Genomic DNA, 26,968 nt, shown 5'->3' with positions numbered 1-26,968 from the left:
GACATTTAACTTTCCTTTGTTAGACTCAAAATCAAATGGTATTAATTTGAGACTGAGCGCAAATGAAAAAACTGACTTTACCGAAAGATTTTTTATGGGGTGGCGCGGTTGCGGCGCATCAGGTTGAAGGCGGCTGGAACAAAGGCGGCAAAGGGCCAAGCATTTGTGACGTGCTGACCGGCGGCGCGCACGGTGTTCCACGCGAAATCACCCAGAGCGTCATTCCAGGCAAGTACTATCCAAACCACGAAGCCGTCGATTTTTACAGTCATTACAAAGAAGACATAAAGCTGTTTGCTGAAATGGGCTTCAAATGCTTCCGTACGTCTATTGCCTGGACCCGAATCTTCCCGCGAGGTGACGAAACTCAGCCAAATGAAGAAGGGCTGAAGTTTTACGACGACATGTTCGACGAGCTGCTCAAGTACAACATTGAGCCGGTTATTACCCTCTCCCACTTCGAAATGCCGCTACATCTGGTACAGCAGTACGGTAGCTGGACCAACCGCAAAGTGGTCGATTTCTTCGTTCGTTTTGCCGAAGTGGTCTTTGAGCGCTACAAGCACAAGGTCAAATATTGGATGACCTTTAATGAGATCAACAACCAGCGTAACTGGCGTGCGCCGCTGTTTGGCTATTGCTGTTCCGGCGTGGTGTACACCGAGCATGAGAACCCGGAAGAAACGCTGTATCAGGTGCTGCACCACCAGTTTGTTGCCAGCGCGCTGGCGGTGAAGGCGGCACGGCGCATTAATCCTGAAATGAAAGTCGGCTGCATGCTGGCGATGGTGCCGCTGTACCCCTTCTCCTGTAAACCCGAGGATATGATGTTTGCGCAGGAGTCGATGCGTGAACGCTACGTCTTCACCGACGTCCAGCTACGCGGTTATTACCCCTCTTATGTGCTGAACGAATGGGAGCGTCGTGAATTCAATATCAAAATGGAAGCAGGCGACAAACAGATCCTGCGTGAAGGCACCTGCGACTATCTCGGATTCAGCTACTACATGACCAACGCCGTAAAAGCGGAAGGTGGCAGCGGTGACGCGATTTCCGGCTTCGAAGGCAGCGTCCCCAACCCACACGTTAAAGCCTCCGACTGGGGCTGGCAGATAGATCCCGTCGGCCTGCGCTATGCCTTATGTGAGCTGTACGAACGCTATCAGAAGCCGCTGTTTATCGTTGAAAACGGCTTTGGTGCGTACGACAAAGTAGAAGAAGATGGCAGCATCAACGATGACTATCGCATCGACTATCTACGTGCCCACGTTGAAGAGATGATGAAAGCAGTAACGTACGATGGCGTAGATTTGATGGGCTACACACCGTGGGGCTGCATTGACTGCGTGTCGTTCACAACCGGTCAGTACAGTAAACGCTACGGCTTTATTTACGTGAACAAGCACGACGATGGCACCGGAGATATGTCGCGTTCACGCAAGAAAAGCTTCAACTGGTACAAAGAGGTGATCGCCAGCAACGGCGAAAATCTGTAATTTTTGCCGGATGGCGGCGTAAACGCCTTATCCGGCCTACACGTTAATTTCCCGTAGGCCGATAAGCGATGCGCCATCCGGCAATCAACGCGCTACTTCCCACCCGCCAGCTCCAGAAAACTGCCCGTTACGTAAGACGCCTTCTCACTCAGTAGCCAGGTGATAGCCTGCGCCACTTCTTCCGGTTGTCCGCCACGCTGCATCGGTAACATCGACTTTACGCGATCAACCCGTCCGGGCTCCCCACCAGACGCATGCATATCGGTGTAGATTAGGCCAGGACGCACGCCGTTCACACGGATACCCTGCGCCGCCACCTCCAGCGCTAACCCCGTCGTCAACGTATCTACCGCCCCTTTCGACGCTGCATAGTCGATATATTCGAATGGAGCGCCCAGCCTTGATGCTGCTGACGAGACGTTAACAATCGCCCCGCCCTTACCGCCATGCTTCAACGACATCCGCTTAACCGCTTCCCGACAACACAGGAAATAGCCGGTAACGTTGGTTGCCATTACGCGGTTGATGCGTTCGGCAGTAAAGTTTTCTACCGTGCTCTGCTCGAACAAAATCCCGGCATTGTTCACCAGCGCAGCCAGTGGTTCACCTTCTCGGTCGATCGCCTCAAACATTGCCACAACCTGGCTTTCATCGCTGATATCCGCCCGCAGGGCAAATGCTTTGCCGCCTGCTGACGCAATGTGATTCACCACCTCGGTTGCCGCACGAATATTGTGATGGAAGTTAACCGCAACGGTGTAACCCTCTTCTGCCAGCTGTAGCGCAGTTGCGCGCCCAATACCGCGACTTCCGCCAGTAACAAGTGCGATTCCCATGGATACCTCCAGATATGAAAAAGCCGGGAGGCGGCTTCGCCTTACCCGGCCTATACACTGCTTTACTACGCGGAAAAGTTACTGATATTCGCTCATCGGCACGCAGGAGCAGAACAGATTACGGTCACCGTAAACGTCATCAAGACGTTTCACCGTTGGCCAGTATTTATTTGCCACGCCAGCCGGGAACACCGCGATTTCACGGCTGTAACCGTGATTCCACTCCGCCACCAGCTCGTTCTGGGTGTGCGGCGCGTTAACCAGCGGGTTATCTTCCAGTGGCCACTCGCCTGCTTTCACACGATCGATCTCTGTGCGGATTGCCAGCATCGCATCAATAAAGCGATCTAATTCCACTTTACCTTCAGATTCCGTCGGCTCCACCATCAGCGTACCCGCTACCGGGAACGACATGGTTGGCGCATGGAAACCGTAGTCGATCAGGCGCTTGGCAATATCCAGCTCGCTGATGCCGGTCTCTTCTTTCAGTGGACGAATGTCGAGAATACACTCGTGCGCCACACGGCCATCGCGACCGGTATACAGAACCGGGTAGGCATCTTTCAGACGGCTGGCAATGTAGTTGGCATTAAGAATTGCCACCTGGCTTGCCTGCTTCAGACCTTCAGCGCCCATCATGCGGATGTACATCCAGCTGATTGGCAGAATGGAGGCGCTACCGAACGGTGCGGCAGATACCGCGCCCTGACGGGTGAGCATGCCTTCAATCTGTACCACACTGTGACCCGGCACAAACGGTGCGAGGTGCGATTTAACGCCGATCGGCCCCATACCCGGGCCGCCGCCGCCGTGCGGAATGCAGAAGGTTTTATGCAGGTTGAGGTGTGAAACATCCGCGCCGATAAAGCCTGGCGTGGTGATACCGACCTGAGCGTTCATGTTCGCGCCATCGAGGTAAACCTGGCCGCCAAACTGATGCACGACTTCGCATACTTCACGGATCGTTTCTTCGTACACGCCGTGGGTGGATGGATAGGTCACCATAATGCAGGACAGGTTTTCACCCGCCTGCGCCGCTTTTTCGCGCAGATCGCCAAGATCGATGTTGCCGTTTTTATCACAGGCCACCACGACCACCTGCATTCCCGCCATCTGGGCGGAAGCTGGGTTAGTACCGTGAGCAGAGGCCGGGATCAGGCAGATATCGCGATGACCTTCGTTACGGCTTTCGTGATAGTGACGAATCGCCAGCAGGCCCGCATATTCACCCTGTGCGCCGGAGTTCGGCTGCATGCAGACGGCGTCATAACCGGTCAGTTTTACCAGCCACTCAGAAAGCTGACCAATCATCTGCTGATACCCTTCCGCCTGCTCAGGTGGACAGAACGGGTGCAGTTCAGCAAATTCAGGCCAGGTGATAGGGATCATCTCAGCGGCCGCGTTCAGCTTCATGGTGCAGGAACCCAGTGGGATCATTGCCTGATTCAGCGCCAGATCTTTACGTTCCAGCGAGTGCATGTAGCGCATCATCTCGGTTTCGCTGTGGTAGCGATTGAACACCGGATGACTCAGGATCGCATCATCACGCAGCATGCTGTCCTGAATAGAACGGCTGTCGAGCGCCACGTCTTTATCCAGCGTATCGATGTTCAGGCCGTGGCTGTCGCCCAGCAGAACATTAAACAACTGCACCACATTTTCACGGGTGGTGGTTTCGTCGAGCGTAATGCCTACGGCGTTATGAATATCGCTGCGCAGGTTGATTTCTGCCGCTTCGGCACGCGCCAGCACGGCCGCTTTATCAGCGACTTCGACACACAGGGTGTCAAAGTAGTGCGCATGACGCAGCTTCAACCCTTTCTGTTGCAGACCCGCGGCCAGAATATCGGTCAGGCGGTGGATGCGGTTCGCAATGCGCCTCAGTCCGACTGGACCGTGGTAAACGGCATACAGGCTGGCGATGTTTGCCAGCAGTACCTGCGAGGTACAAATATTGGAGTTCGCTTTCTCACGGCGGATATGCTGCTCGCGAGTCTGCATCGCCATGCGCAGAGCGGTATTACCTGCGGCATCTTTGGAGACGCCGATAATACGGCCTGGCATGGAGCGTTTGAATTCGTCTTTGGCAGCAAAGAATGCCGCGTGCGGGCCGCCGTAACCCATCGGTACGCCAAAGCGCTGAGCGGAGCCGAAAACAATGTCCGCGCCCTGTTTGCCCGGCGCAGTCAGCAGAACCAGCGCCATAAAATCGGCCGCTACGCTGACCACCACTTTACGCGCTTTCAGTTCAGCAATCAGCGCGCTGTAGTCGTGAACTTCACCGGTAGTGCCCACTTGTTGCAGCAGCACCCCGAAGACATCCTGGTGATCCAGCGCTTTTGCTGCGTCGTCAACGATGACATCAAAGCCGAAGGTTTCCGCACGGGTACGGACAACATCCAGCGTTTGCGGATGAACATCAGACGCCACAAAGAAGCGGTTGGCGTTTTTCAGTTTACTGACGCGTTTTGCCATCGCCATGGCTTCGGCAGCCGCGGTGGCTTCATCCAGCAGAGAAGCGGAAGCCATATCCAGACCGGTCAGATCCAACGTCACCTGCTGGAAGTTAAGCAGTGCTTCCAGACGGCCCTGGGAGACTTCTGGTTGATACGGCGTATATGCGGTGTACCAACCCGGGTTTTCCAGCATATTACGCAGGATAACCGGCGGTAACTGCACGGCGGTATAACCCATGCCAATGTAGGACGTGAAGCGCTTGTTACGCCCGGCGATGGCTTTTAACTCTGCCAGCGCAGCGTATTCGGTCGCCGCCTCGCCCACCTGTGGCGGGGTTGCGAGCTGAATGTCTTTCGGCACAATCTGGCCGATCAGCGCGTTTAACGACTCGGCGCCAACCGCATTCAGCATTTCTTGCTGCTGCGCGGCGTCCGGTCCGATGTGGCGTTCAATGAAAGCGCCGCTGTTTTCAAGCTGGCTTAACGTCTGTGTCATGGGCGATGGTTCCTGAAACGTGCAGTGAATCGTGATTGTCTCTAACTCAATTGCCCGGTGGCGCTGACGCTTACCGGGCCTACATAAAACCGTAGGCCGGATAAACGCAGTGCCATCCGGCACAATCTTATTCGTCTTCCAGTAATGCCTCGTACGCAGTGGCATCCAGCAGTGATTCGATCTCGCTTTCGTCGCTGGCTTTGATCTTGAAGATCCAGCCGCCGGTATACGGCTCGCTGTTCACCAGTTCCGGGGAGTCGCTGAGCGCGTCATTCACCGCCACAATCTCACCGCCTACTGGCGCATAGATATCGGAAGCCGCTTTTACGGATTCCGCAACCGCGCAGTCGTCGCCCGCGCTAACAGTGGCACCCACTTCTGGCAGGTCAACGAACACCATGTCACCCAGCAGTTCCTGAGCATGTTCGGTGATCCCTACGGTGTAAGAGCCGTCTGCTTCTTTGCGCAGCCATTCGTGTTCTTTACTGTATTTCAGTTCTGCTGGTACGTTGCTCATCAATCAATCTCCAAAAAGGATGAATCACGCGACGGCTTTGCCGTTACGCACAAAAACAGGTTTAGTCACTTTTACCGGCATTTCACGGTTACGGATCTGCACGATTGCCGTCTCGCCAATACCCGCAGGTACGCGCGCCAGTGCAATGCTGTAGCCCAGCGTCGGAGAGAACGTACCACTGGTGATAATGCCTTCATGCGCATTGCCCGCCGCATCGGTGAAACGCACCGGCAGTTCATTACGCAGTACGCCTTTCTCGGTCATTACCAGGCCAACCAGCTGCTGGTGACCTTTTTCACGCTGCATTTCCAGTGCTTCGCGACCAATGAAGTCGCGGTCAGCCGGTTCCCACGCGATGGTCCAGCCCATGTTGGCGGCCAGCGGAGAAATACCCTCGTCCATTTCCTGGCTGTACAGGTTCATACCGGCTTCCAGACGCAGCGTATCGCGTGCGCCCAGACCACATGGCTGTACGCCTGCGTCGACCAGCGCACGCCAGAAATCCGCGGCTTTTTCATTAGGCAGGGCAATTTCATAGCCCGCTTCGCCGGTATAGCCAGTGGTGGCGATAAACAAATCACCCGCCTGCACGCCAAAGAACGGCTTCATGCCTTCTACCGCATGGCGCTGTTCTTCAGTAAACAGCGTGGCTGCTTTAGCCTGAGCATTCGGTCCCTGCACCGCAATCATCGACAAGTCATCACGAACGGTGATGTCGATAGCGTAAGGTTCAGCGTGTTGGGTTATCCAGGAGAGGTCTTTTTCGCGGGTGGCGGAGTTAACAACGAGGCGGAAGAAATCTTCAGTGAAGTAGTAGACGATCAGGTCATCAATCACACCGCCCGACGCATTGAGCATACCGGAGTAAAGGGCTTTACCGGTTTTCGTTAGCTTCGCGACGTCGTTTGCCAGCAGATAACGCAAGAACTCCCGGGTGCGACTGCCGCGCAGGTCGACGATGGTCATGTGCGACACATCAAACATACCGGCATCGGTGCGAACAGCGTGGTGCTCGTCGAGCTGAGAACCGTAATGCAGAGGCATCATCCAGCCATGGAAATCAACCATGCGCGCGCCGCATAGCGTGTGTTGTTCGTACAAAGGAGTCTGTTGAGCCATCTTTTCCTCGTTGAATAAGCGGGGCTATCAACTCTTTCGCGGTGAAATGTTCACCACGAAACCCAGCACCGCAGCCGCTCCGGGGGCTGCGACGCAAACGTTCTCTTTGTCTTGAACTTACCACTGAAACAGACGCTAAACCATAAGGCAAAATTAACCATCACATTAGCTTATGGCTAAAAATGCCCAGATCGACGACAGAATAAAAAACCAATTAACCGCCATAAAATCAGAGCAACAGATAGATAAAACGAAACAAATCGTCATCAATCCATATTAAATGTGGAAAAAATGTCAAAAATGGCGTTATGAGAAAACAGTAATATTAAAAAAACTAATGCGAAAAGAAGCGTGAAATTAGATTATTTCAAATGAGAGAAGCATCCCGGCGCGCAGGCCGGGAGAGGAAAGTGTGACGGGTCTCAAACTCTTAAAATTGTCCTGACGGACGTTAGCGCAACCACTCAGGAAGATCGTTTAATCCCATCGCCTGACGGATGAGTTGTGGTTTTACGCCTGGCAGGGTATCGGCCAGTTTCAGACCAATATCACGCAGCAGTTTCTTCGCTGGGTTCGCGCCAGCAAACAGTTCACGGAACCCCTGCATACCGGCCAGCATCACCGCTGCACTGTGCTTACGGCTACGCTCGTAGCGACGCAGATAGAGGTACTGACCGATGTCTTTCCCCTGGCGTTGCAGACGTTTTAGCTCATCAATCAGCTCCGCAGCATCCATAAAACCGAGGTTAACCCCCTGTCCTGCCAGCGGATGGATGGTATGTGCCGCATCACCGACCAGCGCCAGGCGGTGCGCGGCAAACTGGCGGGCATAGCGCCCCGTTAGCGGAAACACCTGACGTTCACTCTCAACGCGACATAGTCCCAGCCGATTATCAAAGGCGATATTCAGCGCCTGATTAAACGCGTCAACACTTGCCAGTTGCATGCGCTCTGCTTCCTGCGGCGAGAGTGACCAGACGATAGAGCACAAATGCGGATCGCTGAGCGGTAAGAACGCCAGAATGCCTTCGCCATGGAACGCCTGGCGGGCAACTGCACCGTGCGCGTCCTCGGTACGAATGGTTGCCACCAGCGCATGATGGCGATAATCCCAGAAGGTCAGCGGGATATCCGCTTTGTTACGCAACCAAGAGTTTGCGCCGTCCGCGCCAATGACCAGGCGCGCAGTCAGCATCGAGCCATCCTTCAGGGTCAGAAAAGCTTCGTTCTCCCCCCAGGCCACTTGCTGAAGTTCTGCCGGAGCCATTAGCGTAATATCCGCCGACTGCTGCGCCTTTTGCCACAGCGCGTAGTGGACCACCGAATTTTCAACGATATGTCCTAAATGGCTATAGCCCATGCTTTGGTCATCAAATTCGATGCGCCCAAAGCTGTCTTTGTCCCAGACTTCCATCCCGTGGTAACAGCAAGCCCGACGGGCGACAATGTCTGACCATACGCCAAGACGGGTCAGTAGTTTTTCGCTGGCGGCGTTAATGGCCGACACGCGAAGCTGAGGAGGTGCATCCGCCGCCAGAGGCTGCGGAACATGTTGTTCTAATACGGCAACGCGTAACCCGCTGCCCTGCAAGCCGCAGGCAACCGCCAGTCCCACCATGCCGCCACCAACAATTGCTACATCAACACTTTGCACTGTTTGCTCCTGAAAACGGGACTATCAAATACCGTAGGCCGGATCAGGCGAAGCCGCCATCCGGCATGATTGCCATTGCATTTTCCTGATGGCGCTACGCTTATCAGGCCTACTGGCTATATTTATCGCGCGACCCAGCCCAGGGTCCGCTCCGCCAACGCATCGCGGGCTGGCGTCAATAATTCCATCGCCATAAGACCCACGTTACGTCCAACAACCAGCGGTGCCCAGCGATTGGCAAACAGATACACCAGGCTGTTGGTCACGCCAATCGTTGTTTCGCGATCGGTCTCACGACGCTGCTGATAGCGCGACAGCACCGCATAATCACCCACGTCTTCGGCTGCAAACTGTGCCTGCGTCAACGTTTCGGCAAGGCTCATGACATCGCGCAGGCCGAGATTAAAACCTTGGCCGGCAATAGGATGCAGGGTCTGCGCCGCATTGCCCACCAGCACGGTGCGATGGCTAATCGCCTTCACCGCGGTGGTTAAAGACAGCGGATAGGCGCTACGTTGACCGGCTTGCGTAATGCGCCCAAGCCGCCAGCCAAACGTCGTTTGCAGTTCGCGACAAAACTGTTCGTCAGACCAGGCCATGATCTCATCTCGCTTTTCCAGCGGATGACACCACACCAACGAGCAGCGCCCTTCTGACATCGGTAACATGGCCAGCGGGCCATGCTGCGTGAAACGTTCAAACGCTCGTCCGTTATGCGGGACGGAGGTGGTAACGTTGGCAATCACCGCCAGTTGTTCGTAAGGCTGCTGCTGCCAGTCAACGCCGCAGGCGGTCGCCAGCGCAGAGCGTGTGCCGTCAGCGGCTACCAGTACACGACCGGTAATCACCTCGCCATTCTCCAGCGTGACCTCAACGTGCTGCTGGGTGCGCGACACGCTGGCCACCCGGTCAGGGCAATGTAGCGTGACGCCGCGCGCTTTGCGCAACAGCGCAAACAGACGCAGCCCGACGTCATGCAGTTCCACCACCTGACCCAGCGCAGGAATACGGTATTCCTGTGCATCAAGCGTCACACACCCGGCATGTCCACGGTCGCTGACGTGCACCGTTTTGATCGGGGTTGCGCAATCGGCAATGGCCTGCCAGACGCCAATTCGCGCCAGCTGCTGGCAGGTGCCTGCGGCCAACGCAATCGCCCGAGCGTCAAATCCCGGATGGCGGTCAGTATCCGGCTCGCTCGCTTCAATAAGATGGACCGGCAGCGTCCCATGACTCAGCTCTGAAATAGCCAGCGCCAGAGTCGCTCCAACCATACCACCACCGACAATAATCACGCTCATTTCAGTCGCGCCGCAGCCATCAGGGCTTCAATATCATCCGCCTTTTTCACTACGCTGGCGGTGAGGTTTTCATTACCGTCTTCGGTAATCAGGATGTCATCTTCAATACGAATGCCAATTCCGCGATAAGCCGGTGGTACGTCGGCGTCCGGCGCGATATACAGTCCTGGCTCGACGGTAAGCACCATCCCCGGTTCGAGGATACGCGAGCGATCCTGGCCATAAACGCCAACGTCGTGGACATCCAGCCCCAGCCAATGGCTCAGGCCATGCATAAAGAAAGGACGCTGCGCGTTGTCGGCAATCAGTTGATCGACATCGCCGTGCAGAATACCCAGTTTAACCAGACCGGTAATCATGATGCGCACCACCTCTCCCGTCACCTCCTGGATGGACGTCCCCGGACGATACAAACGCAGGCTGGTTTCCAGTGACTCCAGCACGATGTCATAGATCTCGCGCTGGGCGGGAGTGAACTTCCCGTTAACCGGGAAGGTGCGGGTAATGTCGCCAGCGTAACCTTTGTATTCGCATCCGGCGTCAATCAGAACCAAATCGCCATCGCGCATTTCACTTTCGTTTTCGGTGTAATGCAGGATGCAGCCGTTTACACCGCTGCCGACAATGGTGTTATAGGAAGGATAACGCGCACCATGACGGGTAAACTCATGATGGATCTCCCCTTCCAGCTGATACTCGAACATTCCCGGACGACATTTTTCCATCGCGCGGGTATGCGCCAGCGCGCTGATTTCACCGGCGCGACGCATGATTGCTATCTCTTCCGGCGATTTGAACAGGCGCATCTCGTGCACCATCGGACGCCAGTCGATAATCGCCGCAGGGGCTTTCATATTTTGTCTGGCGCCTTTGCGCAGCTTATCCATCGCCGTAAACACAATCTCATCCGCCCAGGCATATTCGCCCTGGGCGTGGTACACCGTGTCCAGACCGTTAAGCAACTGATGCAGCTGTTGGTTGATTTCGCTGAACGCTAACGCCCGATCAACACCCAGTTTCTCGGGGGCAGCATCTTGTCCCAGACGGCGACCAAACCAGATCTCCGCCGTCAGGTCACGTACCCGGTTGAACAAAACGCTATGGTTATGAGTGTCATTACTTTTAATCAGCACCAGCACGGCTTCAGGTTCGTTAAAACCGGTGAAGTACCAAAAGTCGCTGCTCTGGCGGTACGGATATTCACTGTCCGCACTGCGCGTCGCTTCTGGGGCCGCGAAAATCAGCGCAGCGCTGCCTGGCTGCATGTGCGCCAGTAATGCCTGGCGACGGCGTAAGTATTCTTGCTGAGTCATAACACTCTCCCTGGCGTTCTCGTTACTTAGTGCAGTGTCGGTTTACGTACTTCCGGCGCGGTCGGTTGCTGACGCGTAAACGTGTCATGGCACAACAGCGCAGCAACACGCACGTACTCGATGATCTCTTCAAGCGACATTTCCAGCTCTTCCTGATCTTCGTCTTCGTCATATCCCAACTGGGCGATATTGCGCAGGTCGTCAATCGCTTCGCCGGTTTCGCCGGTCACTTTGTCGAGCTTGGGCTGCGTAACCCCGAGGCCCAGCAAAAAGTGATTGACCCAGCCCGCCAGCGCGTCGGCACGATCGAACACGCTGACGCCGTCGCCTTCAGGCAGATAAAGCTGAAAAAGGAAGCCGTCGTCTTCCAGGGCGTCGCTGGTCGCCGCGTGCATTTTGATCAGTGCCTGAGCCAGCTCATGGCCAAAGGCCAAACCTTCGTTGGTCAGGTCGTGCAACAGCGGCTGCCATGAGCTGTCGTTGTTGCCGCCGCAAATCATCCCGCTGATCAAACCGTGCATTTCGGCCGGGGTTAATCCAGCCCCTTGTTGGTTCAAAAACTGGCTAACATCGGTGTAACCAGGCATTTCGTTCTGTATGGACATAAGCATTCGTCATCAAAGGGAGGATATTCATGTTATGCTACCACTTTGGGCCCTGGTGGACCAGAAAAGGGCTTGTATGTTCATACCAGGGTAGCTATAGTGTCGCCCCTTCGCGGACCCAAGGTCTGGAGACGAAGGCAGCGCAGTCAATCAGCAGGAAGGTGGCATGTCTGCACAACCCGTCGATATCCAAATTTTTGGCCGTTCACTGCGAGTGAATTGCCCGCCTGAACAACAAGATGCGTTGAATCAGGCTGCGGACGATCTGAATCAGCGATTGCAAGATCTGAAAGTTCGCACTAGAGTCACAAATACTGAGCAGCTGGTTTTCATCGCCGCGTTGAACATCAGCTATGAATTAACTCAGGAAAAAGCGAAGACGCGTGACTACGCGGCGAGCATGGAACAACGTATTCGGATGCTACAACAAACCATTGAACAGGCGTTGCTTGATCAGGGTCGCATAACCGAAAAAACGGGCCAAAACTTTGAATAACACTTTTCGGTTTACTGTGGTAGAGTGACCGTGAAGACAAAATTTCTCTGAGATGTTTGCAAGCGGGCCAGTCCCCTGAGCCGATATTTCATACCACAAGAATGTGGCGCTCCACGGTTGGTGAGCATGCTCGGTTCGTCCGAGAAGCCTTAAAACTGTGACGACACATTCACCTTGAACCAAGGGTTCAAGGGTTACAGCCTGCGGCGGCATCTCGGAGATTCCCTTCTACCTGGCAACAGCCATGACACTACTTTCTGAACTTCCTTTATCCCGGCAAGAAATTCGTCAACTGATTCGGCAACGTCGCCGTGCGCTAACGCCTGAGCAACAACGCCATTTCGGTCAGCAGGCCGCGAGCAGAATGCTGAGCTTCCCCCCTGTTGTACTCGCCCACACCGTGGCGGTATTTCTCTCTTTTGATGGCGAACTTGATACTCAACCGCTGATCGAACAACTGTGGCGTGCGGGCAAGCGTGTCTATCTCCCGGTTCTACATCCGTTTAGCCGCGGTAATTTACTGTTTCTGCACTATCATCCGCACAGTGATCTGGTAACTAACCGACTCAAAATCCAGGAGCCGCGACTCGATGTGCGCGACGTTTTGCCGTTATCAAAGCTGGATGTATTGATTACGCCGCTCGTGGCGTTTGATGAAGACGGACAGCGCTTAGGCATGGGCGGTGGTTTTTACGATCGCACGTTACAAAACTGGCAGCAGCATCAGATCCAGCCGGTGGGCTACGCACATGATTGCCAGCGAGTGGAGAAGTTACCGGTCGAAGAGTGGGATATTCCGCTGCCCGCGGTGGTAACACCGTCAAAAGTATGGGAATGGTAGCCTTGAATTGCCAGATGGCGCTACGCTTATCAGACCTACGAATCATCTCGTAGGTCGGTTAAGACGCAGTCGCCACCCGGCACGATGTACCAATAATTAGTACAGCATACGTGCGCGAATCGTTCCCGGAATGGCTTTCATCGCCAGCAGCGCTTTCTCCGCCACATCCTCATCTGCCTCGATATCAATAACCACATACCCCACCTGCGCGGAAGTTTGCAGATACTGCGCGGCAATGTTAACGCCCTGCTCGGCAAAGATTTGGTTCAGCGCGGTCAGCACGCCTGGTCGGTTTTCGTGAATGTGCATCAGACGACGACCACCGTGCAGCGGCAGCGACACTTCCGGAAAGTTAACCGCCGACAGCGTAGAGCCGTTATCAGAATACTTCGTCAGCTTACCTGCCACTTCCAGACCAATGTTTTCCTGCGCTTCCAGCGTTGAACCGCCGATGTGCGGCGTCAGGATCACGTTGTCAAAATCACACAGCGGAGATGTAAACGGATCGCTGTTGCTCGCCGGCTCCGTCGGGAAGACGTCGATTGCTGCGCCGGCCAGATGCTTAGTGGCTAACGCATCGCACAGCGCAGGAATATCAACAACCGTGCCGCGCGCGGCGTTGATCAGCAGCGCACCCGGCTTCATCAGGGCAATCTCTTGTGCGCCCATCATATTCTTGGTGGAGGCATTTTCCGGCACGTGAAGGCTGACCACATCGCTCATATTGAGCAGGTCGGAAAGATGCTGTACCTGGGTGGCGTTACCCAGCGGGAGTTTGTTTTCAATATCATAGAAATAGACGTGCATCCCCAGCGATTCCGCCAGAATGCCCAACTGGGTACCAATGTGGCCGTAACCAATAATCCCCAGTTTTTTGCCACGCGCTTCAAAAGAGCCGGTAGCCAATTTGTTCCACACGCCACGGTGCGCCTTAGCGTTCGCTTCCGGCACGCCGCGCAGCAGCAGCAACAGTTCGCCAATTACCAGTTCGGCAACGGAGCGGGTGTTAGAGAATGGTGCGTTAAACACGGGGATCCCGCGTTTTGCCGCCGCACCCAGATCAACCTGATTGGTGCCAATACAGAAGCAGCCAATCGCGACCAGTTTCTCTGCGGCGTCAATCACATCTTCAGTCAGATGAGTACGGGATCGCAGGCCAATAAAATGGGCATCACGGATGGACTCTTTCAGCTGTTCAGTGTCCAGAGCGCCTTTGTGAAACTCGATGTTGGTGTAACCTGCCGCACGAAGGCTTTCCAGTGCTTTTTGATGCACACCTTCAACCAGCAGAAACTTAATCTTTTCTTTCTCCAGTGATACCTTTGCCATTTCCCCGACCCTGTCTTTTTTTAGTTCAATCTGATGTGTTGTGTGTGGGATTTTCATCCGCCTCTTCAACATATCAAAAAAAAATATTGCGGCAATATGAACGTTTGCGTCGTCGTGCTGAAGAAGTGTCATTCAGCGGGAAATGTCAGAGTAAAATTCTGGTGATAACTTTTTCTTTGGAGGGATCGGCAGGACAATATTGTAAACGTGACACAAGTCACCAAATTTGCCCTGCCAAAATTTTTTTAACGACAGAAGATCCCGGTCGTCAGATCATTTTACGATAGTTTTCACGCCATCTGCTGTGCCGATCAGCGCAACGTCCGCCCCACGGTTGGCAAACAGACCCACGGTCACAACGCCCGGGATTGCGTTGATGGCGTTTTCCATCGCCACAGCGTCAAGGATCTCCAGACCGTGCACGTCAAGGATGACGTTGCCGTTATCAGTAACCACACCCTGACGGTATTCAGGACGACCGCCCAGCTTCACCAACTGACGAGCAACCGCACTACGCGCCATCGGGATCACTTCTACCGGCAGCGGGAAGTTACCCAGAATATCGACTTCTTTGGACGCGTCGGCGATGCAGATAAATTTCTTCGCGACGGAGGCAATGATCTTTTCGCGGGTCAGCGCTGCGCCGCCGCCTTTGATCATTTGCATGTGACCGTTGATTTCGTCCGCGCCATCAACGTACACGCCAAGGCTGTCCACTTCGTTAAGATCGAACACGTGGATACCGAGGCTTTTGAGTTTTTCAGTGGAAGCGTCCGAACTGGACACTGCGCCTTCAATCTGACCTTTCATGGTGCCCAGCGCATCAATAAAGTGTGCGGCTGTTGAACCGGTACCTACGCCCACAATGGTGCCGGGCTGTACATACTGAAGTGCCGCCCATCCTACTGCTTTTTTCAGTTCATCCTGCGTCATGATCGTTTCGCCTGTGGTGTGAATGTGGTGTGGAAATTCACGCGCATTATAGAACATTGCGTAGAAAAATGTCCCCACACCCGCTCGCAGACGGCGGATTTCGTCTGTACCCAACCTAAAATTGTGTCATAGTGCAGAACACGCAAAAATATCAGGAGTACGTCAGAGCAATGAAACGTCCGGACTACAGAACACTACAAGCACTGGATGCGGTTATTCGTGAACGGGGATTTGAGCGCGCTGCGCAAAAGCTATGCATCACACAATCCGCGGTTTCACAACGCATAAAACAGCTTGAGAATATGTTCGGACAACCGCTGCTGGTGCGTACCGTACCGCCTCGCCCAACCGAGCAAGGGCAAAAGTTGCTGGCACTGTTGCGTCAGGTTGAACTGCTGGAAGACGAGTGGCTGGGAGATGAACAAACCGGCTCGACGCCGCTGCTGCTCTCCCTGGCCGTCAACGCCGACAGTCTGGCCACCTGGCTACTCCCGGCGCTGGCCCCTGTGCTGGCAAACTCACCGATTCGTCTGAACCTGCAGGTTGAAGATGAAACACGCACTCAGGAACGCCTGCGCCGCGGTGAAGTGGTGGGCGCGGTGAGTATTCAACATCAGGCGCTACCAAGCTGTCTGGTGGATAAACTCGGCGCGCTGGACTACCTGTTTGTCGGCTCAAAACCTTTTGCCGAGCGCTACTTTCCGAATGGCGTCACCCGTTCTGCCCTGCTAAAAGCGCCGGCGGTTGCGTTTGACCATCTCGACGACATGCATCAGGCTTTTCTGCAACAAAACTTCGATCTGCCACCGGGCAGCGTGCCGTGCCACATCGTTAACTCGTCGGAAGCCTTTGTGCAGCTGGCGCGCCAGGGGACAACCTGCTGCATGATCCCACACCTGCAGATCGAGAAAGAGCTGGAAAGCGGCGAGCTTATCGACTTAACGCCAGGCCTGTTCCAGCGTCGGATGCTCTATTGGCATCGCTTTGCACCGGAAAGCCGCATGATGCGCAACGTCACCGATGCGCTGCTAGCCTACGGACACAATGTGCTGCGTCAGGATTAAAGCATTTATTGCCCCTGAGTGCCGGATGGCGGCGTAACGCCTTATCCGGCCTACAACCTTATACTCTCTTTTCATGCTATTCCCGCCACGTCTTTGAAATCCATCACAAAATAAAACACGCCACGCGGCAAAAAACGACGTCTTATTGGCTATTTTTTGCTGGCGACAAGCCAGCTGAAAAAGCTCACCGTATTCGCAAAGATTCAACTTATTGCGTAATACGGAGCAAAAAATGGCCAATATGCAGGCGTGGCAAACGCTCGCCAACAAAGAACTCAGCCGACGGGAAAAAACCGTCGACTCGCTGGTAAAACAGACGGCAGAAGGGATTGCCATTAAGCCGCTGTACACCGAGGCTGATCTCGACAACCTGGAAGTGACGGGCACCCTCCCCGGCCTGGCGCCTTACGTTCGTGGCCCACGCGCCACCATGTATACCGCGCAGCCGTGGACTATTCGCCAGTACGCCGGGTTCTCTACCGCCAAAGAATCTAACGCGTTTTATCGCCGTAATCTCGCCGCCGGACAAAAAGGGCTTTCCGTCGCCTTTGACCTCGCCACTCATCGCGGCTACGACTCAGATAACCCGCGCGTGGCAGGCGACGTCGGCAAAGCGGGCGTGGCTATAGATACCGTCGAAGATATGAAGGTACTGTTCGACCAGATCCCACTGGATAAGATGTCGGTATCCATGACCATGAACGGCGCGGTACTCCCGGTGATGGCGTTTTATATCGTGGCAGCGCAGGAGCAAGGCGTCGCGCCAGAGCTGCTCACTGGCACGATACAAAACGATATTCTGAAAGAGTACCTATGCCGCAACACCTATATTTACCCGCCCAAGCCCTCTATGCGCATTATCGCTGACATCATTGCCTGGTGTTCTGACAATATGCCGCGCTTTAATACCATCAGCATCAGCGGATATCACGTGGGTGAAGCGGGTGCCAACTGCGTGCAGCAGGTGGCGTTTACCCTGGCCGACGGGATTGAGTACATCAAAGCCGCGCTGTCCGCCGGACTGAAAATTGATGATTTCGCCCCACGACTGTCATTCTTCTTCGGCATTGGCATGGATCTGTTTATGAATGTCGCCATGCTGCGCGCCGCGCGTTATCTGTGGAGCGAGGCGGTCAGCGGTTTTGGCGCCACCAACCCAAAATCCCTGGCGCTACGTACCCACTGTCAGACCTCCGGCTGGAGCCTGACCGAGCAGGATCCGTACAACAACGTGGTGCGCACCACCATCGAGGCGCTGGGTGCAACCCTGGGCGGTACTCAGTCTTTGCACACCAACGCCTTTGATGAAGCGCTCGGCCTGCCAACTGACTTTTCCGCCCGCATCGCGCGCAATACGCAGATCATCATTCAGGAGGAGTCGGAGATCTGCCGCACCGTCGATCCGCTGGCCGGATCGTATTATGTGGAGTCGCTGACCGATCAGATCGTTAAGCAAGCACGGGCGATCATCGAACAGATCGATGAAGCGGGTGGAATGGCGAAAGCGATAGAAGCGGGTTTACCAAAACGGATGATCGAAGAAGCTTCCGCCCGCGAACAATCACTCATCGACCAGGGCCAGCGCGTTATCGTTGGCGTGAACAAATACAAGCTGGATAAAGAAGACGCCACGTCGGTATTGGAAATCGACAACGTCAAGGTGCGCAACGAGCAGATTGCCTCGCTGCAACACATCCGCGCGACCCGTGACGATATTGCGGTGAAAGCCACGCTGAAAGCTTTGACCCACGCAGCGCGGCACAATGAAAACCTGCTCGCCGCCGCAATAGATGCCGCGCGCGTTCGCGCCACGCTGGGTGAAATCTCTGACGCACTGGAGTCCGCTTTTGACCGTTACCTGGTACCAAGCCAGTGTGTTACCGGAGTGATTGCGCAAAGCTACCACCAGTCTGAAAAATCCGCCGACGAGTTTGACGCCATTGTTGCGCAAACTGAAAAATTTCTCGCCGATAACGGCCGCCGCCCGCGCATTCTGGTCGCTAAGATGGGTCAGGACGGTCACGATCGCGGCGCCAAAGTGATCGCCAGCGCCTATTCCGATCTCGGTTTCGATGTTGACCTCAGCCCGATGTTCTCCACGCCGGAAGAGATCGCTCGCCTGGCGGTAGAAAACGATGTACACGTGGTTGGCGCCTCTTCACTGGCGGCGGGTCATAAAACGTTGATCCCCGAACTGGTGGCGGCGCTCAAAAGCTGGGGGCGCGAGGACATTTGCGTGGTAGCCGGCGGCGTCATCCCACCGCAGGATTACGCCTTCCTGCAAGCGCGCGGTGTCGCCGCTATTTATGGTCCCGGTACGCCGATGCTCGACAGCGTACGCGATGTATTAACCCGCATTGGTCAGCACCATGATTAGCAGCGCCACGCTGGCTGATAGCATCCAGCGTCTACGTCTGGGGGAGCGCGCCACGCTCGCCCAGGCCATGACGCTGGTCGAGAGCCAGCATCCGCGTCATCAGCTACTCAGCACACAGCTGCTGGACGCCATTATACCGTTCACCGGTAACGCCCTGCGTCTGGGCATTACCGGCACGCCGGGCGCGGGGAAAAGCACCTTTCTGGAAGCCTTTGGCATGCTACTGATCCGTAAGGGATTGCGGGTGGCGGTGATCGCTGTCGATCCCAGCAGTCCGGTCAGCGGCGGTAGCATTCTGGGCGATAAAACCCGTATGACGGAACTGGCGCGTGCGGATGCCGCGTTTATTCGACCGGTTCCTTCCAGCGGGCATTTGGGCGGTGCCAGCCAGCGCGCCCGGGAATTAATGCTGCTGTGCGAAGCGGCAGGCTTCGACGTAGTGATCGTCGAAACCGTCGGCGTTGGGCAGTCCGAAACAGAAGTCGCCAGCATGGTTGATTGCTTTCTCTCGCTGCAAATAGCCGGCGGCGGTGACGATCTGCAGGGTATCAAAAAAGGCATCATGGAGATGGCGGATCTGGTCATCATCAACAAGGATGACGGGGACAACCGCGCCAACGTCGCCATCACCCGCCATATGTATGATTCCGCCCTGCACATTCTCCGCCGCAAGTATGACGAGTGGCAGCCGCAGGCTCTGGCCTGCAGCGCGCTGGAAAAACGCGGCATTGAAGAAATCTGGCAGGCCATCATCGATTTTAAAACATGCCTTATAGCCAGCGGGCGGCTGGAAAAAGTCCGCCAGCAGCAGGCGGTGGACTGGTTACAGAAACAGGCCGAAGAAGAGGCGCTGCACCTGTTATTTTCCCGCACTGATTTCGATCGCTATTTCCAGCAAACGCTGCGCTCGGTCAGGAACAATGACCTTTCGCCACGTACCGGCCTGCGACACATCAGCGAATTTATCCAACATCATTACTTTGATTAAAGAGAACATTATGTCCTATCAATACGTCAACGTCGTCATCATCCAGAAAGTCGCGGTCATTGAATTCAACTATGCCCGCAAGCTTAACGCCCTGAGCAAAGTGTTTATTGACGATCTTATGCTGGCGCTGAACGATCTCAATCGTCCAGAAATTCGCTGTATTATTCTGCGCGCACCGAGCGGGGCCAAAGTGTTCTCTGCTGGACATGATATTCATGAACTCCCTACCGGACGTCGCGATCCGCTGTCCTATGACGATCCGCTGCGCCAGATCACCCGCATGATCCAAAAGTACCCGAAACCTATTATCTCGATGGTTGAAGGCAGCGTCTGGGGCGGTGCATTCGAGATGATCATGAGTTCCGATCTCATCATCTCTGCCGAGACCTCGACGTTCTCGATGACGCCGGTCAATCTCGGCGTGCCATATAACCTGGTGGGTATTCACAACCTGACCCGTGATGCGGGTTTTCATATCGTCAAAGAGCTGATTTTCACCGCCCTACCGATTACCGCCCAGCGCGCGCTGGCGGTAGGTATTCTCAACCATGTGGTCGCCGTCGACGAGCTGGAAGATTTTACTCTGCAAATGGCGCATCACATCTCAGAAAAAGCGCCGCTGGCGATTGCCGTGATCAAAGAAGAACTGCGCGTGCTGGGCGAAGCGCACACCATGAATTCCGATGAATTTGAACGCATCCAGGGCATGCGCCGCGCGGTTTACGACAGCAATGACTATCAGGAAGGGATGAATGCGTTTTTAGAAAAACGGAAACCGAATTTCGTCGGCCATTAATCGCGGTCAGCTAAAGGAAAAGCCATGAAACGGATGAGCGCCGAACAGGCGGCAGAAATTATTCAGCATGATGATATGGTGGCGTTCAGCGGCTTTACACCTGCGGGTTCACCAAAGGCGTTGCCCGCAGCGATTGCCCGGCAAGCCAGCGAACTGCATCAGGTAGGGCAGCCTTTTCAGATCCGCCTGCTGACCGGCGCGTCAATTAGCGCTGCCGCAGATGACGCGCTCTCTGAGGCGGATGCCGTTTCCTGGCGCGCGCCTTATCAAACCTCATCTGGCCTGCGTCAGAAAATTAATCAAGGCCAGGTGAGGTTTGTCGATCTCCATCTCAGTGAAGTCGCACAGATGGTTAATTACGGCTTCTTTGGCGAGATTGATGTTGCTGTTATAGAGGCCTCAGCCATTGCACCGGACGGCAGGATCTGGCTGACCAGCGGGATCGGCAATGCGCCAACCTGGCTGCTACGGGCGAAAAAAGTCATTATTGAGCTGAATCATTATCACAATCCACGCGTAGCGGAACTGGCCGACATTGTGATACCAGGCGCGCCGCCGCGTCGTAACAGCGTCCCCATTTTTCATACCATGGATCGCATCGGCAGCCAGTGCGTCCAGATAGACCCGAAAAAAATCGTCGCTCTGGTGGAAACGAACCTGCCCGATGCCGGCAGTGCGTCGGATAAAACCAATCCGCTCTGCCAGCAAATTGCCGATAACGTGGTGAGCTTTCTGCTGGCGGAAATGGCGCACAAACGTATTCCACCTGAGTTTCTTCCCTTGCAAAGCGGCGTCGGCAATATTAATAACGCGGTGATGGCGCGACTGGGCGAGAATCCGGAAATTCCCCCCTTTATGATGTACTCCGAGGTACTGCAGGAGTCGGTCGTAAATCTGCTGGAAACGGGCAAGATTACCGGTGCCAGCGCCTCCAGCCTGACGATTTCTGCCGCCTCACTGCAGAAGATTTATGCCAATATGGATTTCTTCGCCAGCCGCATTGTGCTGCGCCCGCAGGAGATCTCCAATAACCCGGAGATCATCCGCCGGCTGGGGGTGATTGCGCTGAATGTCGGCCTGGAGTTTGATATCTATGGCCATGCCAACTCCACGCACGTTGCAGGGGTAAACCTGATGAACGGCATCGGCGGCAGCGGGGATTTTGAGCGCAACGCCTATCTGTCTATTTTTATGGCCCCGTCGATTGCCAAAGACGGGAAAATCTCGACGATCGTCCCGATGTGCAGCCACGTCGATCACAGCGAACACAGCGTCAAAGTGATCGTTACCGAACAAGGGATTGCCGATCTGCGTGGGTTATCGCCGCTGCAACGAGCGCACACCATCATCGACAACTGCGCGCACCCGCTGTACCGCGACTACCTGCATCGCTATCTGGAACAGGCACCCGGCGGGCATATTCATCACGATCTCAGCCACGCATTTGATCTGCACCGCAACCTGCTCGAAACAGGATCAATGCTGGGTTAATCTGCCGTACCGTCACGATCTTCAGCAATATGCTGGAGCATCGTGGCGGTATAACGATGATTTTTCAGCGAATAGAGAAATTCCTGCATGAACATCGGGCTGCCGGGCGCATCAAAATATTTCAGCGTTGCCGGATTCACCAGCCGCCAGGCAAAATGGGGGATCACCGTCAGAAAATGTCCGCGCTCCACCGCACTCACCTTAGCCATAAAGCTATATGGACGATAGATAATGGTTGGATTGACCCCACTGGGCCGCATGTAGGCATCCAGCATGGCTTCAAAATTAGCGCGGTTCTGGAAGCGCATTTGCAGCCAGGGTAATTCCCGCAGCAGATCCTGAGGCTGCTTTTCTTCGTAACGACGGGACACCAGGAACCCCAGGCGCAGGGGAGGCAGTTCGCTCACCGCCAGATTTTCCAGCTCCTGAACGCGCGAAGAAACATGCTGCGGCGAAATAATAAAATCCAGCTGTCGGTCGAACAGATTATCAATCACCCCATTCTCACTGAATTCAACGGCCTGAGCCGTCACGCCTTCATATTTATCACCAAGGCTAATCAACTGGTCGAAAATGATGGTCGGATAGGTATTGTCGATGCCGATAACGATTTCACGCGAACGACGCGAGGAAGTATGGATTTCGTTATCAATGGCGGACAAACGCTGATAGACGGGAAACAGTTTCTGATACAGCTCCTGCCCGGCTTTGTTGAGACTGATGTTGTTATCTTTACGGGTAAACAGCGTATAGCCGATTTGATCTTCCAGTGCAGCAATGCTTTTGCCAAAGGGCGATGCGGTCATGTGGATTTTTTCTGCTGCTCTGGCGATATTATTGGTTTGCGCCAGCAGAATAAAATTACGCATCTTTTTCGAGATAAAAATATCCATAGTCACCTCATAAAATCACTATGGCATATCCTCATGCAGCCCCAAAAAAAGACGCACGACGCGGTCGCATTTTTACAGTTGATCACATAAAAAACCCGGCTGAAAAGCCGGGTCTGAAAAAATTACTGCGTTTTGGCAGGTGTTGCCGCTGGCTGACTTGCCGCAGGCTCTATCTGGAAGACCACATCGACCTGATCGTCAAACTGAATGACCGGCTGCTCGTAGGTTTCCTGCGCCGATGCTGCAGGCGCTGCGTCGGCTTTCATCATCCGTACCATTGGGCTTGGCTGATAATTCGACACGTGGTAGCGCACGCTGTAAACCGGGCCGAGTTTACTGTTAAAGCCCGCCGCCAGTTGTTCAGCCTGATGAATCGCATCATCAATGGCCGCTTTACGCGCTTTATCTTTGTAGGCATCCGGCTGGGCAACACCCAGCGACACTGAACGAATCTCGTTCAGACCCGCTTTCAGCGCGCCATCCAGCAGCGCGTTGAGTTTGTCCAGTTGACGCAGAGTCACCTCAACGGTGCGCACCGCACGATAGCCTTTGAGTACGCTTTTACCATTCTGGTAATCGTAATCCGGCTGGGTACGCAGGTTTGCAGAGCTGATGTCTTTTTTCGCTATCTGGTTTTGTTCCAGGAAGGAAAGGTATTGCGCGACGCGTTCGTCAGCCTGTTTCTTTGCTGAGGCCGCATCCTTTGCCGCCACGTTGACTTCAATTGCCAGCGTCGCAATATCAGGTGTCGCGTCCACGCTTGCCGTTCCGGAAGTCACGATGTGCGGTCCATTCGGCAATTCATTTGCCTGTACTGTAAGTGCACTGAATCCGACTAATGCCGCCAGGGCCATTATTTTGAACTTCACTGTCGTTCCTCCATGTTTCATTATTTACCCCGAAACTCAGGGCGCATGCAGGCAAGCTTAGCGGATCTCAGCCTGTTGTCCATCAGACAACACTTAGTTGAACAGCGCATCTACATGCGCAACGCCTTCTTTTGCCAGTTGAAAAGCAATAAACCACATCACGAGTCCCACCAGCGTATTGATGATTCGTTGTGCTTTGGCGGTGCGTAGACGCGGCGCCAGCCAGGCCGCCAGCAGCGCCAGGCCAAAGAACCACAGGAACGATGCGCTAACAGTACCCAGAGCAAACCAGCGCTTCGGCTCGACGTCCAGTTGACCGCCAAGGCTGCCCAGCACCACGAAGGTATCGAGATAGACATGCGGGTTAAGCCACGTCACCGCCAGCATCGTAGCGATAATTTTCCAGCGCCCCTGCTTCATCACCTCGGCACTGGCCAGCTCCAGATTACTGCTCATCGCCGTTTTTAGCGCGCCGAAACCGTACCAGAGTAAGAACGCCACGCCGCCCCAGGTTACCAGCGCCATCAGCCATGGCGATTGCATCAGCAAGGCGCTGCCGCCAAAGATCCCCGCGCAGATCAGCAGTAAATCGCTGATGGCACAAAGTAAGGCGATCATAATGTGATACTGGCGACGAATACCCTGATTCATCACGAAAGCATTTTGCGGACCGAGCGGAAGTATCATCGCTGCGCCAAGCGCAAGCCCTTGAAAATAATATGATAACACGTTGAATATCCCGAACTGTTTCTCTTAAGCGCAGACTATAACGCGGGATAATCATTAGCGGAAATTGATAATATTAATCAGGTATAAGAGGAATTAATACCCGGAGAGAAAACGCCGGATGGCGGCTGACGCCTTATCCGGCCTACAGCTTTTGTAGGCCCGGTAAGCGGTAGCGCCACCGGGCTCGTGATTATTCTGCCGCGTTTGCTTTCACGCGCTTGAAATTCACATCCATTTGCGGATACGGGAAGCTGATGCCGTGAGCATCAAACTCACGCTTAATGCGTTCCAGTACGTCCCAGTAGACGCTTTGCAGATCGCTACTGTTGCTCCAGACGCGCACCACGAAATTAATCGAGGACGCCCCGAGCTCATTCAGGCGCACCGTCATTTCACGGTCTTTCAGGATACGCTCGTCAGACTGAATGATATCGGTGAGGATTTGTTTAACCTGGTCGATATCAGAGTCATACGCCACCCCGATAATAAATTCGTTGCGACGAACCGGTTCGCGAGAGAAGTTAATGATATTACCGGCAATAATTTTCCCGTTGGGGATCACCACAATTTTGCCGTCTACGGTACGCATGGTGGTAGAGAAAATCTGCACATTGAGCACGGTACCCGCTACGCCGCCAAGATCGACATATTCGCCTGCGCGGAACGGACGGAACATCACCAGCAGAACGCCTGCGGCGAGGTTAGACAGCGAGCCTTGCAACGCCAGACCGACGGCTAAACCGGCGGCACCGAGCACGGCGATAACAGAGGCTGTCTGCACGCCCACGCGGCCCAGCGCAGCAATCAACGTAAAGGCAATAATACCGTAACGCACCAGCGCAGAGAGAAAATCAGCCACGGTCGCATCAATTTGACGCGCCACCATCACACGGTTAATGGTGTTGGACACAACCCGAGCCACAATCATCCCGATGATGACAATAGCGATAGCCGCAACGATGTTGACGGCATAGCTCAACAGCAGCTCCTGGTTACGCACCAGCCAGGTACCCGCACCGTTTATGCTGTCGACAACATTCAAATCTTCCATTCACTATTCCTTTTTTGCTTACCCAAACGGGAGAAAGAAAGCCGCCCCACCGGGACGGGCAATTTGACAAGGGTAAACAATAAACGCCATTTTTGCCAAATAGATCACATAATTCTCTGTCGACTACCGCGAGAAATGACAATAAAAAAGGCCCGCATTTGCGGGCCTGATGTCATGTTGAACGGCGTAAATTACAGAACGTCAACCGCGTTCAGTTCTTTGAAAGCCTGTTCCAGACGGGTGATCATGGTTGCCTGACCAGCACGCAGCCATACGCGCGGATCGTAGTATTTCTTGTTCGGCTGATCTTCGCCTTTCGGGTTACCCAACTGACCCTGCAGGTAAGCTTCGTTTGCTTTGTAGTAGTTCAGAACACCTTCCCAGGTCGCCCATTGGGTATCGGTATCGATGTTCATTTTCACTACGCCGTAGCTTACGGAGTCTTTGATTTCCTGAGCAGTAGAACCGGAACCGCCGTGGAAGACGAAGTTCAGGCTGTTGTGCGGCAGGTTATGTTTCTTAGAAACATAGTCCTGAGAGTCACGCAGGATAGTCGGGGTCAGAACCACGTTACCTGGTTTGTACACGCCGTGTACGTTACCGAAGGATGCTGCGATAGTGAAACGCGGGCTGATTTTGCTCAGCTCGGTGAACGCGTAATCAACGTCTTCTGGCTGGGTGTACAGTGCAGAAGCGTCCATGTGGCTGTTGTCCACGCCGTCTTCTTCGCCACCGGTGCAACCCAGTTCGATTTCCAGAGTCATGTCCATTTTGGACATGCGCGCCAGGTATTTGGAGCAGATTTCGATGTTCTCTTCCAGAGACTCTTCAGACAGGTCGATCATGTGAGAAGAGAACAGCGGTTTGCCGGTTGCTGCGAAGTGTTTTTCACCCGCGTCCAACAGACCGTCGATCCACGGCAGCAGTTTCTTCGCGCAGTGGTCAGTGTGCAGGATAACCGGAACACCGTAATGTTCAGCCATCTGGTGAACGTGATGCGCACCAGAGATAGCACCAAGGATTGCCGCGCCCTGAGGAACGTCAGACTTCACGCCTTTACCCGCGATGAATGCAGCGCCACCGTTGGAGAACTGAACGATTACCGGTGCTTTAACTTTTGCAGCGGTTTCCAGAACGGCGTTGATGGAGTCGGTACCGACGCAGTTAACGGCTGGCAGTGCAAAGTTGTTTTCTTTTGCTACCTGGAAAACTTTCTGTACGTCGTCGCCAGTGATGACGCCCGGTTTTACGAAATCAAAAATTTTAGACATGTTACGTAGTCCTGTATCTGTATCTTCGACCGTTGAAGAAGGTTCGC

At 54.4% G+C, this 26,968-nt stretch carries 23 protein-coding genes and 1 other RNA gene; 9 read left to right on the top strand and 15 right to left on the bottom strand.

From position 1 onward, the window contains the following. Window positions 1–62: 62 nt before the first annotated feature. Entirely contained in the window at window positions 63–1,496 is a 1,434-nt protein-coding gene (bglA, locus tag FDX01_RS00340; RefSeq protein ID WP_115257538.1) for a 6-phospho-beta-glucosidase BglA, read from the top strand. A gap of 92 nt (window positions 1,497–1,588) precedes the next feature. Here bglA and FDX01_RS00335 read toward each other — a convergent pair whose 3' ends face one another. The 8 genes from FDX01_RS00335 to FDX01_RS00300 form a co-directional block, all read right to left on the bottom strand. Next, complete coding sequence (locus tag FDX01_RS00335; protein WP_117342627.1) at window positions 1,589–2,332, bottom strand: SDR family oxidoreductase; 744 nt, start codon at window positions 2,330–2,332, stop codon at window positions 1,589–1,591. 78 nt (window positions 2,333–2,410) lie between these two features. Next, window positions 2,411–5,284: an aminomethyl-transferring glycine dehydrogenase gene (gene gcvP, locus FDX01_RS00330; protein WP_137399031.1), complete on the bottom strand. Its 2,874-nt coding sequence runs from the start codon at window positions 5,282–5,284 to the stop codon at window positions 2,411–2,413. A gap of 127 nt (window positions 5,285–5,411) precedes the next feature. Then, the gene (gene gcvH / locus FDX01_RS00325) at window positions 5,412–5,801 is read right to left on the bottom strand and encodes a glycine cleavage system protein GcvH (RefSeq protein ID WP_045447282.1); all 390 of its coding nucleotides are present in this window, start codon (window positions 5,799–5,801) and stop codon (window positions 5,412–5,414) included. A gap of 24 nt (window positions 5,802–5,825) precedes the next feature. Next, window positions 5,826–6,920 (bottom strand): glycine cleavage system aminomethyltransferase GcvT, encoded by a 1,095-nt coding sequence (gene gcvT, locus FDX01_RS00320; RefSeq protein ID WP_115257536.1) that lies wholly within the window; start codon window positions 6,918–6,920, stop codon window positions 5,826–5,828. A gap of 451 nt (window positions 6,921–7,371) precedes the next feature. Beyond that, complete coding sequence (gene ubiI / locus FDX01_RS00315) at window positions 7,372–8,574, bottom strand: FAD-dependent 2-octaprenylphenol hydroxylase (RefSeq protein WP_096755789.1); 1,203 nt, start codon at window positions 8,572–8,574, stop codon at window positions 7,372–7,374. A 122-nt stretch (window positions 8,575–8,696) separates the two neighbouring features. Then, window positions 8,697–9,875 carry a 2-octaprenyl-6-methoxyphenyl hydroxylase gene (ubiH, locus tag FDX01_RS00310; protein ID WP_135911446.1) on the bottom strand — a complete coding sequence of 393 codons (1,179 nt, stop codon included), beginning with the start codon at window positions 9,873–9,875 and terminating at the stop codon, window positions 8,697–8,699. Beyond that, window positions 9,872–11,188 carry a Xaa-Pro aminopeptidase gene (gene pepP, locus FDX01_RS00305; protein WP_117342629.1) on the bottom strand — a complete coding sequence of 439 codons (1,317 nt, stop codon included), beginning with the start codon at window positions 11,186–11,188 and terminating at the stop codon, window positions 9,872–9,874. Before pepP ends, ubiH begins: the two co-directional genes overlap by 4 nt. 26 nt (window positions 11,189–11,214) lie before the next feature. Beyond that, a complete protein-coding gene (locus tag FDX01_RS00300; RefSeq protein WP_135911444.1) occupies window positions 11,215–11,793 on the bottom strand; it encodes a YecA family protein in 579 nt (192 codons plus the stop codon). A 166-nt stretch (window positions 11,794–11,959) separates the two neighbouring features. On the opposite strand from FDX01_RS00300, the gene zapA reads away from it, so the two are divergent. The 3 genes from zapA (at window position 11,960) to FDX01_RS00285 (ending at window position 13,130) form a co-directional block, all read left to right on the top strand. Next, a complete protein-coding gene (gene zapA / locus FDX01_RS00295; RefSeq protein WP_096755784.1) occupies window positions 11,960–12,289 on the top strand; it encodes a cell division protein ZapA in 330 nt (109 codons plus the stop codon). Window positions 12,290–12,330: 41 nt separating this feature from the next. Continuing rightward, a non-coding RNA gene (gene ssrS, locus FDX01_RS00290) (6S RNA) lies at window positions 12,331–12,514 on the top strand. Between the two features lie 19 nt (window positions 12,515–12,533). Continuing rightward, a complete protein-coding gene (locus FDX01_RS00285; protein WP_117342630.1) occupies window positions 12,534–13,130 on the top strand; it encodes a 5-formyltetrahydrofolate cyclo-ligase in 597 nt (198 codons plus the stop codon). A gap of 96 nt (window positions 13,131–13,226) precedes the next feature. On the opposite strand, the gene serA is transcribed toward FDX01_RS00285, so the two are convergent. Then, window positions 13,227–14,459, bottom strand: coding sequence for a phosphoglycerate dehydrogenase (gene serA, locus FDX01_RS00280; protein WP_096755782.1), 1,233 nt, complete (start codon window positions 14,457–14,459; stop codon window positions 13,227–13,229). Window positions 14,460–14,732: 273 nt separating this feature from the next. Beyond that, window positions 14,733–15,392 carry a ribose-5-phosphate isomerase RpiA gene (gene rpiA, locus FDX01_RS00275; RefSeq protein WP_136345248.1) on the bottom strand — a complete coding sequence of 220 codons (660 nt, stop codon included), beginning with the start codon at window positions 15,390–15,392 and terminating at the stop codon, window positions 14,733–14,735. Window positions 15,393–15,562: 170 nt separating this feature from the next. Here rpiA and argP point away from each other — a divergent pair, with 170 nt between their 5' ends. From argP to FDX01_RS00250, 5 genes are all read left to right on the top strand, one after another. Next, window positions 15,563–16,456: a DNA-binding transcriptional regulator ArgP gene (argP, locus tag FDX01_RS00270; protein ID WP_003825477.1), complete on the top strand. Its 894-nt coding sequence runs from the start codon at window positions 15,563–15,565 to the stop codon at window positions 16,454–16,456. A 232-nt stretch (window positions 16,457–16,688) separates the two neighbouring features. After that, window positions 16,689–18,833 (top strand): methylmalonyl-CoA mutase, encoded by a 2,145-nt coding sequence (gene scpA / locus FDX01_RS00265; protein ID WP_137399030.1) that lies wholly within the window; start codon window positions 16,689–16,691, stop codon window positions 18,831–18,833. Then, window positions 18,826–19,821 (top strand): methylmalonyl Co-A mutase-associated GTPase MeaB, encoded by a 996-nt coding sequence (gene meaB, locus FDX01_RS00260; RefSeq protein ID WP_137399029.1) that lies wholly within the window; start codon window positions 18,826–18,828, stop codon window positions 19,819–19,821. The genes scpA and meaB overlap by 8 nt, the downstream gene beginning before the upstream one ends. A 10-nt stretch (window positions 19,822–19,831) precedes the next feature. Continuing rightward, window positions 19,832–20,617: a methylmalonyl-CoA decarboxylase gene (gene scpB / locus FDX01_RS00255; protein WP_096755778.1), complete on the top strand. Its 786-nt coding sequence runs from the start codon at window positions 19,832–19,834 to the stop codon at window positions 20,615–20,617. A gap of 24 nt (window positions 20,618–20,641) precedes the next feature. Then, window positions 20,642–22,108: an acetyl-CoA hydrolase/transferase family protein gene (locus tag FDX01_RS00250; protein WP_117342632.1), complete on the top strand. Its 1,467-nt coding sequence runs from the start codon at window positions 20,642–20,644 to the stop codon at window positions 22,106–22,108. On the opposite strand, the gene FDX01_RS00245 is transcribed toward FDX01_RS00250, so the two are convergent. The 5 genes from FDX01_RS00245 to fbaA form a co-directional block, all read right to left on the bottom strand. After that, window positions 22,105–23,001 (bottom strand): LysR family transcriptional regulator, encoded by an 897-nt coding sequence (locus tag FDX01_RS00245; protein ID WP_137399028.1) that lies wholly within the window; start codon window positions 22,999–23,001, stop codon window positions 22,105–22,107. The two genes, FDX01_RS00250 and FDX01_RS00245, sit on opposite strands and share 4 nt — an antisense overlap. A 122-nt stretch (window positions 23,002–23,123) precedes the next feature. After that, window positions 23,124–23,870, bottom strand: a complete 747-nt coding sequence (locus FDX01_RS00240) for an oxidative stress defense protein (protein ID WP_137399027.1) — start codon at window positions 23,868–23,870, stop codon at window positions 23,124–23,126. 93 nt (window positions 23,871–23,963) lie between these two features. After that, window positions 23,964–24,599: an arginine exporter ArgO gene (gene argO / locus FDX01_RS00235; RefSeq protein WP_096755774.1), complete on the bottom strand. Its 636-nt coding sequence runs from the start codon at window positions 24,597–24,599 to the stop codon at window positions 23,964–23,966. A 190-nt stretch (window positions 24,600–24,789) separates the two neighbouring features. Then, a complete protein-coding gene (locus FDX01_RS00230; protein ID WP_096755773.1) occupies window positions 24,790–25,650 on the bottom strand; it encodes a small-conductance mechanosensitive channel MscS in 861 nt (286 codons plus the stop codon). Between the two features lie 191 nt (window positions 25,651–25,841). Continuing rightward, window positions 25,842–26,921 (bottom strand): class II fructose-bisphosphate aldolase, encoded by a 1,080-nt coding sequence (gene fbaA, locus FDX01_RS00225; RefSeq protein WP_096755772.1) that lies wholly within the window; start codon window positions 26,919–26,921, stop codon window positions 25,842–25,844. Window positions 26,922–26,968 lie beyond the last annotated feature (47 nt).

The sequence above is a fragment of the Citrobacter sp. wls613 genome (genome assembly GCF_005281195.1).
In the GTDB taxonomy this organism is placed as follows: domain Bacteria; phylum Pseudomonadota; class Gammaproteobacteria; order Enterobacterales; family Enterobacteriaceae; genus Citrobacter; species Citrobacter gillenii.
Note: the sequence above shows the minus strand (reverse complement) of the source record. Positions and strands in the feature narration are given on the sequence as shown.

Bases quoted from the DNA above. Each gene is read 5' to 3' on its own strand.
- bglA (WP_115257538.1), top strand. From the start codon at position 63: ATGAAAAAACTGACTTTACCGAAAGATTTTTTATGGGGTGGCGCGGTT.
- FDX01_RS00335 (WP_117342627.1), bottom strand. From the start codon at position 2,332: ATGGGAATCGCACTTGTTACTGGCGGAAGTCGCGGTATTGGGCGCGCA.
- gcvP (WP_137399031.1), bottom strand. From the start codon at position 5,284: ATGACACAGACGTTAAGCCAGCTTGAAAACAGCGGCGCTTTCATTGAA.
- gcvH (WP_045447282.1), bottom strand. From the start codon at position 5,801: ATGAGCAACGTACCAGCAGAACTGAAATACAGTAAAGAACACGAATGG.
- gcvT (WP_115257536.1), bottom strand. From the start codon at position 6,920: ATGGCTCAACAGACTCCTTTGTACGAACAACACACGCTATGCGGCGCG.
- ubiH (WP_135911446.1), bottom strand. From the start codon at position 9,875: ATGAGCGTGATTATTGTCGGTGGTGGTATGGTTGGAGCGACTCTGGCG.
- pepP (WP_117342629.1), bottom strand. From the start codon at position 11,188: ATGACTCAGCAAGAATACTTACGCCGTCGCCAGGCATTACTGGCGCAC.
- FDX01_RS00300 (WP_135911444.1), bottom strand. From the start codon at position 11,793: ATGTCCATACAGAACGAAATGCCTGGTTACACCGATGTTAGCCAGTTT.
- zapA (WP_096755784.1), top strand. From the start codon at position 11,960: ATGTCTGCACAACCCGTCGATATCCAAATTTTTGGCCGTTCACTGCGA.
- FDX01_RS00285 (WP_117342630.1), top strand. From the start codon at position 12,534: ATGACACTACTTTCTGAACTTCCTTTATCCCGGCAAGAAATTCGTCAA.
- serA (WP_096755782.1), bottom strand. From the start codon at position 14,459: ATGGCAAAGGTATCACTGGAGAAAGAAAAGATTAAGTTTCTGCTGGTT.
- rpiA (WP_136345248.1), bottom strand. From the start codon at position 15,392: ATGACGCAGGATGAACTGAAAAAAGCAGTAGGATGGGCGGCACTTCAG.
- argP (WP_003825477.1), top strand. From the start codon at position 15,563: ATGAAACGTCCGGACTACAGAACACTACAAGCACTGGATGCGGTTATT.
- scpA (WP_137399030.1), top strand. From the start codon at position 16,689: ATGGCCAATATGCAGGCGTGGCAAACGCTCGCCAACAAAGAACTCAGC.
- meaB (WP_137399029.1), top strand. From the start codon at position 18,826: ATGATTAGCAGCGCCACGCTGGCTGATAGCATCCAGCGTCTACGTCTG.
- scpB (WP_096755778.1), top strand. From the start codon at position 19,832: ATGTCCTATCAATACGTCAACGTCGTCATCATCCAGAAAGTCGCGGTC.
- FDX01_RS00250 (WP_117342632.1), top strand. From the start codon at position 20,642: ATGAAACGGATGAGCGCCGAACAGGCGGCAGAAATTATTCAGCATGAT.
- FDX01_RS00245 (WP_137399028.1), bottom strand. From the start codon at position 23,001: ATGGATATTTTTATCTCGAAAAAGATGCGTAATTTTATTCTGCTGGCG.
- FDX01_RS00230 (WP_096755773.1), bottom strand. From the start codon at position 25,650: ATGGAAGATTTGAATGTTGTCGACAGCATAAACGGTGCGGGTACCTGG.
- fbaA (WP_096755772.1), bottom strand. From the start codon at position 26,921: ATGTCTAAAATTTTTGATTTCGTAAAACCGGGCGTCATCACTGGCGAC.